Consider the following 8753-nt stretch of genomic DNA (forward strand, 5'->3'; position numbering starts at 1 on the left):
CGTTTATTATTTTTATGTACCAGAGAGTAATGAGCAGGCCACCAATAGTTAATCATGGCCTGCTCGTTATTTTAGCGCTCTCTCAGAGCTTCTTTCATTTTATTGAACGGTTTGATCAAGTATTGCATCACAGTTTTTTGACCGGTTCTGATATCAACAGTTGCAATCATTCCTGGTACGATAGAGAAATGCTTTCCTAACATATTAGTAAGGAAATCATGCTCAGTACGGATGTAGACCCGGTAATAATAAACCTCAGGTTTGGCTTCATCCTGGATGGTATCCGGAGAGATGCTTTCAACCTTCCCATGCAGACCACCATAAATGGAATAGTCATAGGCTGTTATTTTTACCATCGCCGGTTGTCCGGGATGGATAAATGCAATATCTCTGGGGGATAGTCTGGCTTCAATCAATAAACGGTCATCCATAGGGACGATTTGCATGAGCTCACCATTAGGTGGGATGACACCACCGATCGTAGTGACTTTGATACTTTTTACCACGCCCCGTACCGGAGATTTGATGGTCAGACGATCGAGTGTATCTGCGCGACCTTTGATCACCTCAGCCAGAGACTGCACATCAGCATCGGCCTTAGCCATTTGCTGGCGAGCATCTACATAGTACTGAGTTTGTAAATCAGTGAGTTTCAAATTAAGGTCCGCTAACTGACGCTGTAAACGCAGAACATCGACAATACTGGCCGCCCCGCTTTTAACCAGGCCTTCGGTAATGCCAAGCTCGCGCCGTACTAAACCGATGGATTGATTCATCTCTTTTTCTGACTCTGTTAACTGGTCTCTTCGGCTGTGGTAAAGCGATGTTTCAGAATTAATCAGGTCGGGCCATAATTTTAATGACTGCGGAAATACCAGAGGAGTATTGTTTACTTCTGCATGTAAACGCACACTCTCTGCCAGAGCCGCCCGATATTTGGCCGAGCTTTCGCCGACATTTGATTCACTTATCGTCGGATCAAGCCTGGCCACTACCTGATTAGCTTTTACCTGCATTCCTTCACGCACGTACAGCTCAGCCAGAATACCGCCATCCAGTGATTGAAGTACTTGCTCATGAAGGCTGGGAATAACTTTTCCTGTGCCAGTTGATACTTCATCAAGCTTGGCAAACCAGGCCCATAGGGTGAATATCGCAAGGAGTCCAAAAAGTACTGTAATGATAAGGATTGAGCCGTTGAGCGACCTGCTGTCTACGCCTGAATCATCAAGCAGGTTTGCCGGATCAAAAGACTCTTTTTCGTTAAATGTTTTTTGCTTATTGAATATCATTCTGCTTTTCCCTGGCATCTTTATTCAGAAGTTTAGCTTTTGGCGTATCCAGTGTGAGTTGCCCGTCTTTAAGCACCAATACTCTGTCCACCAGAGACAGAACAGCAGCCCTGTGAGTGGCAATAATTAATGTTCGTCCGCCAATCCAGCGGGTGAAGCGCTCAATAAATTCTTTTTCTGTATGTTCATCCAACGATGCTGTCGGTTCATCCAGCAGGACAATATTTGGATCCCTAAGCAATGTTCTGGCCAGTAGTATTGCCTGACGCTGGCCACCAGAAAGTCCGCTACCACCTTCCATAATCGGATGTTCAAGTCCGAGAGGCAGTTTTTTGATAAAGTCTGCGGCTGCACAGACTTCAAGTATTTCAAAAATATCACTGTCGGTAGCCTGAGAGCGGCCGAGCACCAGGTTTTCCCTAAGGGTTCCATGGAACAGTCGGGCATCCTGAGTCAGCAAACCAGTATTCCGGCGAATATCAGCAATATCGATATGCGGTAAACTAAGACTGTCAGCACGTAACTCCCCGGAAACCAAATCAACATTGCCGACTAGCGCTTGCAGGAAAGTAGATTTCCCGGCACCATTACGACCCAGCAAAGCAATCTTTTCTCCGGCCTTAATATGGAGGTTATGGACAGTGAGAGGGGCAGGTCCTTGCTGGTCTGCATACCTGAAAGAAGCCTGAGCGAAGGTATATTCACCGTGTAACACTGGTGTATGAACTTTGACTTCCTCCCGATTGTTTTCAACCGGTAGTTGCATGAGATTGTCCAGTCCGGCTTTGGCTGCTTTAACCTGCTGCCAGCGAGCAAGAACACCGCACAACGCCGTCATTGGGGCAATCATTCTGGAAGAGAGCAGGGATGCAGCGACCATAGCACCTGTCGTAATATCACCACTGATGACTAATGGTGCACCAATCACCACCACTAATGCATAAACCAGGTTCTGTAGAGTCGTTCCCCAACTCAGCAGGCCATGAGTGATTTTACGGGTTTGTGCACCGGACTCCGCTGTGACTTGTATATAACTATTCCACTGTTGCTGGAAATGACTTTCAGCCTGCATCAGTTTAATATCCTGTATCCCCTGCAGACTTTCGACCAGTATGGCATTACGCAGTGTCGCTTCATGAACATTTTTTCGTGCCTGCCGGGCCAGTTTTTTTTGCATTAGCAGACCAGGAATAATCATCAATATCGCGGCAACCGGAGCTATCCAGCACAGGTATGGCGAAACAACCGTGAGGACTAAAAAAAACAAAATAAAGAAAGGCAGGTCGACGATTGCAGAAACCGTCGTTGAGGTCACCATTTCTCTTAGCTGCTCAAGCTCACGTACCTGAGCAATAAAACTTCCTGTAGAACGAGGTATGGCCGAATAGCGTAAACGTAATGCGTGGCCAAAGACCCGGTCAGAGACCCGCATGTCGGCTCGTTTACCTAAGATGTCCATCACATGACTGCGAACAACTTTTAGTAAAAAACCAAATACCGAAGCAATCAGTACACCACCAAATAATACATATAATGTCGGGTATGACTGAGCCGGGATAACCCGATCGTAAACCTGCATGGAAAAGAGAATACCTGATAATGACAGGACGTTGATAGCCAGGGAAGCCAGCATGACGTAGCCATAAGGTCGCAGATCCTTCAGGGCAATCTTACGTAGCCAGTCAGGGCGGAACGCTGCCAGATAGTTCTCGGTACGTATATCGCGCGCAGGTGCTGACGGACGTAAAGCCACCAGACATTCAGTTTCATCCAGTAGTCCCTCTAATGGTACAGAGGTGCTTAGTCCGTGATCCTGAATCAGTCTTAAAGCAACATTTTTCTCGCCGTCAAAACTTTCGATAATACCGATGTCACCATTTTTAAATACAGCAACCAGGGGAAGTCGGCGAGAGGAAAGATCCACATTATGTTCAGACAGGATCCGATAGTGTAAGCCTGCCTGTCGGGCAAGATGTCCCAGGACTTCGGGAAGGTATTTTCCGGCCAGCCACGAAGCCTGAGACTGCATCGCGCCGTGAGAAAAACTTAAGCGATATTGTTTGGCAATCAGGGACAGTGTATCCACCCAGGCCAGCACTTTACTTTCACTATCAACCAATATGTGATGACTCATGGCCTTATCTCAACTCCCTGTATTTTTCTATTATTCAATTTAAAAGTATTCCGCATTTTTCCGGTACTGTAGAGGCAGTCCAGTTGGAGTGAATGCAACTGTGCCTGTGTTTGCTCCTGAGTAAATCTGGCTTGATAAATCTCCTGTTCGACATTCAACAGATCGAGTAATGGACGTGTTCCCAGCTGCAAATATTGAGCTTCGTATAAGTCACGGGTTTTCTCACCGAGACGTTGTTGTCTCGCCTGGACATTTAATGTCTGATAAAGATTCTGTGCTTGTTCCTGTGATTCCGTCAGCTTCTGGCGAGCCTCAAGCTCGGCAAGACGGATAGCAGCACGGGCTGATTCGAGAGTTTGTACTGCTGCATCACGGCTGGCCGTTAATCCGCCCCCCTGGTAAAGAGGCATTTCAAGTTTAATCCAGGCGGAGTATTGGGTTTTATCCAGCTCACTGCTATCTGAGTAGTTATTATTCAGGTAATGAGTCACCTGGGGCTCAAGAGAGAGTGTGGGCCTCATCTGAGCATTGGCATTATCGAGTTCAGCCTGTGCCTGATTTTTCTGCGCATAGGCAGCCAGTACCGCGGGAATAACGCGATAGTTAATTTGCTGAACCGTGCAGGCATTCATCAGGGATGACGGGAGAGTATTTGCCACTTGTCCAATCGGGCCTGTCCCCATATCTGTCGCCAGTGTGGCTTTCCAGCGTTGGAGAGCTGACTGATATTGCATGAGTGTGGCCTTAGCACCTTCTATACGGGTATTGGTCTGTACCACGTCAGAAAGAGAACTGGCTCCGGCAGTATTACGCTGCTGAATCAGAGAACCAATATGATTCAGTGCATCAAGCTGCTGCTGCGCAATAATGACTAGCTTTTGGTATCCCTGAACCTGAACCAAAGCAGACGCTGTATCGTGGGCAACCTGGTCAATACTTACCATGACATTTGCCTGTTGTTCAGCCAGTCCGGCATTGGCTGCACGAACTGAGCTGGAGACCTTACCGAAGTCGTACAACATCTGAGATACAGAGAGAACTAATGAGGGTGAATATCCGGCGTCAACATAGCTGTTTGAGTAGCCATTATTCATACCGGCGCTGATCTGGGGATAATATTTAGCTTTTGCTACATCAACTTTCGCAGCTTGCTGAAAAAGTTTCCCTACCGCCTGACCTATTGCCGGATGCCATTGTTCTGCCTGTAATACGGCATAATCCATATCTGTCAGGCCAGAAGGGGGAGGAGTAAGCGGCTGAGTGACTGTATTGCTCAGGTCAGGAAGAGATTGTTGATCAATCAGCTCCTGAGTGCTGATATCACCTGCGCTCGTTATGCTGTTTGCGAGCCCTGGCTCAGATAACAATATGCCGGACGTCAGGATAGCGAATGGCAGAATGCGGAGTAAAATCTGCGAATTAAGAATTAGCATTGCTCATGAATACCTGTGAAGTCAAAGATGATAAAAATGAGGGGCTACAAAGCAATACTCACCTCCGTGTTAGCGTGTAATCAGGTAAAAAGGCGGGCATGGCTGCCCGCCTTTTCAGGGTTATGATGGATTATCAGTCGACGAATGATGAAGAATTTCATCCATTGTGGCGTTCACATTTTCCAGTGTGACCAATGTAGTAGACTGGTATGTACTGCCGCTACCATCACGGTCAATAGAGACGACGGTATTGCCACTATCGGTATGGGTAACAGATACGTAATTACCCAGGCTGCTTTCCTTCCCATCCCAGCCGACCAGCAGAGCATCCAGGTCGATATGATCCCCTTCACTCACCGAGAAGTCGTCCCAGGTATCGCTGCCGTTCCCTCCGGTATTATCATTGCTTAAGACTTTGTACACGACAGTATCGGCACCGCCTTCAAGGTGGAAGGTATCGTCATAAGCTGTACCACCCGTAGTATCGGCCTGACTGGTACCGGTGATTGTCGGATGCAGGTTAATCGTCAGGTTGGCTTTAGAGGTCGTACTGCCATCCTCTGCAGTCAGCGTGTAACTGAATATCTCCTTCTGCGTTATGTCAGCCACATTGATATTACTGTTCAACGCATAGCTATAGCTGCCATCTCCATGAATCGTCAGGGTGCCATACAAACCGGTGAGCGTTTGTGATGCAGTGTCGTACTGATTGAGCGTAACACTACTGCCAGACTCGTTGGTTACTGCCAGCTTGGTATAAATCGTTTGTAGTTCATCTGCGGTACCATCAGAATCTGTGCCGTCATAGAGGTTTCCTGTGACATCTGAAGACTCAGAAGATGTCTGGAAATTGCTGACTGAGACTTCTGTCCCCGATATTGTGGAACTAAAGGAGACCGTTGGTGCGATAGTCAGAAAGCCGGTGGCTGAAGAGGTAGCACTGACCTGTACGTAGTAATCCCCTGCCGATAGGTCGTTATCACTTAAATCAATGTCAGCCGTCGTGACTTTTTGAGTAAGGGATAAGGTTGTAGTAGGTGTCACCGTACCCGAGGCAACCAGAGTACCTGTTGCATCACTTCCTTCATAAATGTTGTAAGACAGGGTTAAACTGGCCGTCGCACTAACCGATGACTGAGTACCGGTGATAATCAGATGGGTACCTGTTAATACCGTATTGCTGTCTACACTAAATTCATTACCAAAGGTTGTGGTTTGACTACTACTGGTTGCGGTGCTCAATGTCCCACTGGCAACCGCTTCTGAATAGGCGGATTCCACTTCGGTCGCAGAGACATCGAGGCTTACCTGATCATCTACCGCTTTGAGTGCATTATTGTTGAGGTTAATCGACAATATCTTGGTGGTAATTGTCCCGTCAGGTTCTGTCAGGGTATAAGTAAACTTCTCTGCGGAGCTGAGAGTATCCGTTGTCTGGCCCGCATTCAGGGTATAGGTGTAATCCCCTTGCTGATCGATAGTCAGAATGCCGTATTGACCAGTAATTTCTGTATTCCCGCTTGTGCTGAGAGCTGTTGTACCTACAGAGGTGATCAGCGTACCTGTCGGTACAGTATCGCTTCCTTCACTACTGCTGGTTTCAGTGAGCAGATTCCCTGTGGTTGAGGTGGCAACTGAAGTGACGCTGTTAACAACATCAGACGTAATGCTCAGTGTGTAAACCGTCGCCACAGATAAGCCGACGCCCCCATTCAACATAAACAAATAGGATCCCTGACCAAGCTCCAGTGATAATGGAGATGACGCGCCGGCAAGCAAAGCACTGGTTATCCAGTCAGATACCTTTTCATACTGTGCATACTGGCCAGTTTCATCATCATATTTATAGACATAGAGATCATATGTTGATGCGATCACGCCCACCATTGTTGCCTTGATGGTAATATTTTCGACCGTATTGTCCGCTACGTTCAGGTGTAACTGGTTATTCAGATTCAGCAGAGAAGTGTTTAACACACTGCCGAGTGAAAGATTCAGTAAGGCGGCGCTGGTCTTGGAACTGGTCCCCTTATCTGTTTCCTCTGATGTGGTAGCGTAATCCAGATCTACGCTCACATCCGGAAGCGCAACAGTGCCAGTATCAGTATCGGCATCGGTCAGAGAGATCGTCAGTGTGGCACTACTGGTGTTGCCATTTGGCCCCGTCAGTGTGTAATTGAAGGTTTCACTATTACCAATATCAGCAACGTCAGTCCCTGAGTTCAGTTTATAGGTATAGTCACCGGCAGCATCAATACTGAGCGTACCGTAGGTCCCTGAGATCGTGGTGTAACCTGATGCCGCTACACTGGTATCATTCACACTGCTGATCACCGAACCCGCCGGTGCTGTATCTGCACCACTGCCATCACTACTGCCCGATATCAGGTTACCGCTGGTTTCTGCACTATTTGAGATAGACGTTTCCAGAATATCGGATTTGATATGCAGGGTATAACCCGTAGCAACAGAGAGGCCCACGCCGGAGTTCAGCAAAAACAGATAGGTACCTTCACCCAGAGAAAGTGACAGATCCTTGGAGACACCGGCCAGTAAGCCAACGATCCAATTACTCACTTTCTCGTACTGCAGATACTCACCACTGCTCGCATCGTATTTATAGATATACAAATCGAATGAAGATGCGACCAAGCCGCCTACATCGCCCTGGACAACGAAGTTTTCGGTAGTTCCTTTTGCAACATCAATTTGCAACTGGCTGGCTGGATTTATCAGGGATAAATCGAGAACATTTCCTAACGAAAGATCTAATAACGAGAATCCGGTTTTAGAGCTTGTACCTTTATCGGTTTCTTCAGCATAAGTGGTGTAATCCAGGCTCGCTGTATCATCCACTGCAAGTAGCTGAGTACTCTCGATTGTGGTGTCAATTGCGGCAGAAGAATGACTAGTATTACCGGCAGCATCACTCACAATCGTCGTAAAGCTATAGGCTCCATCCGTCAGTACCGGCGTTGTGAAAGTCCATTTACCCTCTGAATCAGCAGTTGCCTCCCCAAGAGTACCTGAGCCGTCACTAATGGTTACAGTACTTCCTGCTTCTGCGTTTCCTTTCAGGATTGGAGTGGTATCTGTCGTGGAGCTATCAGCAATATTGTTACCACTGTCATCAACCAACGTGATACCGGTAGCAGATGCTGGTGCCTGGGTATCGATTGTGACAGCGATAGCATTACTGACATCACTACTATTACCCGCAGAGTCAGTTACTTTTGTCGTCAGACTATGGGTACCATCAGCAAGAGCGGAAAGCGTAATACTCCAGCTACCATCGCTGTTAACTGTTGTCGTGCCGATAGCTTTCGTACCATCGTAAACAGTAATGGTATTTCCTGCTGTGGCTTTACCAGTGAGCTGAGGGGTATTGTCGTTAGTATCCGCTCCGGCCAGATTCTTACCGTTACCGTCAGTCAGTTCGACATCACTGGCTTCTGCCGGCGGTGTGGTATCGACCGTGACAGGAATGGCGGTCGAAGGCTGGCTGGTGTTCCCGGCCGCATCGGTGACGGTGGTGGTGATGCTGTGGCTGCCGTCGGCCAGGGCCGGCAGGGTGCTGCTCCAGCTGCCGTCGCTGCCTGCCGTGGCGGTACCGATGGCTTTACCGTTGTCGAGGATAGTGACGGTGTCGCCGGCTGCCGCAGTCCCTTTCAGGACCGGGGTGGTGTCATTTGTCTCCGCTCCGGACAGGTTATTACCGCTACCGTCGGTCAGTTCGACATCACCGGCTGCTGCCGGCGCCGTGGTCTCGATCGTGACAGGGATCGCGGCCGAAGGCTGGCTGGTATTGCCGGCCGCATCGGTGACGGTGGTGGTGATGCTGTGGCTGCCGTCGGCCAGTACCGGCAGAGTGCTGCTCCAGCTGCCGTCACTGCC

General features: G+C 48.4%; 4 protein-coding genes. All 4 read right to left on the reverse strand.

The window, feature by feature from the left end; translation table 11 throughout:
- Positions 1-71: 71 nt before the first annotated feature.
- Complete coding sequence (locus tag ABD035_RS06700; RefSeq protein ID WP_343868739.1) at positions 72-1292, reverse strand: HlyD family type I secretion periplasmic adaptor subunit; 1221 nt, start codon at positions 1290-1292, stop codon at positions 72-74.
- Positions 1279-3426 (reverse strand): type I secretion system permease/ATPase, encoded by a 2148-nt coding sequence (locus ABD035_RS06705; RefSeq protein WP_343868741.1) that lies wholly within the window; start codon positions 3424-3426, stop codon positions 1279-1281. Before ABD035_RS06705 ends, ABD035_RS06700 begins: the two co-directional genes overlap by 14 nt.
- Complete coding sequence (locus ABD035_RS06710; protein WP_343868744.1) at positions 3423-4859, reverse strand: TolC family outer membrane protein; 1437 nt, start codon at positions 4857-4859, stop codon at positions 3423-3425. Before ABD035_RS06710 ends, ABD035_RS06705 begins: the two co-directional genes overlap by 4 nt.
- A 120-nt stretch (positions 4860-4979) precedes the next feature.
- A partial coding sequence (locus ABD035_RS06715; RefSeq protein WP_343868746.1) for a BapA/Bap/LapF family large adhesin occupies positions 4980-8753 on the reverse strand: 3774 nt, incomplete at its 5' end.

The organism is Tatumella terrea (assembly GCF_039523755.1).
GTDB lineage: Bacteria > Pseudomonadota > Gammaproteobacteria > Enterobacterales > Enterobacteriaceae > Tatumella > Tatumella terrea.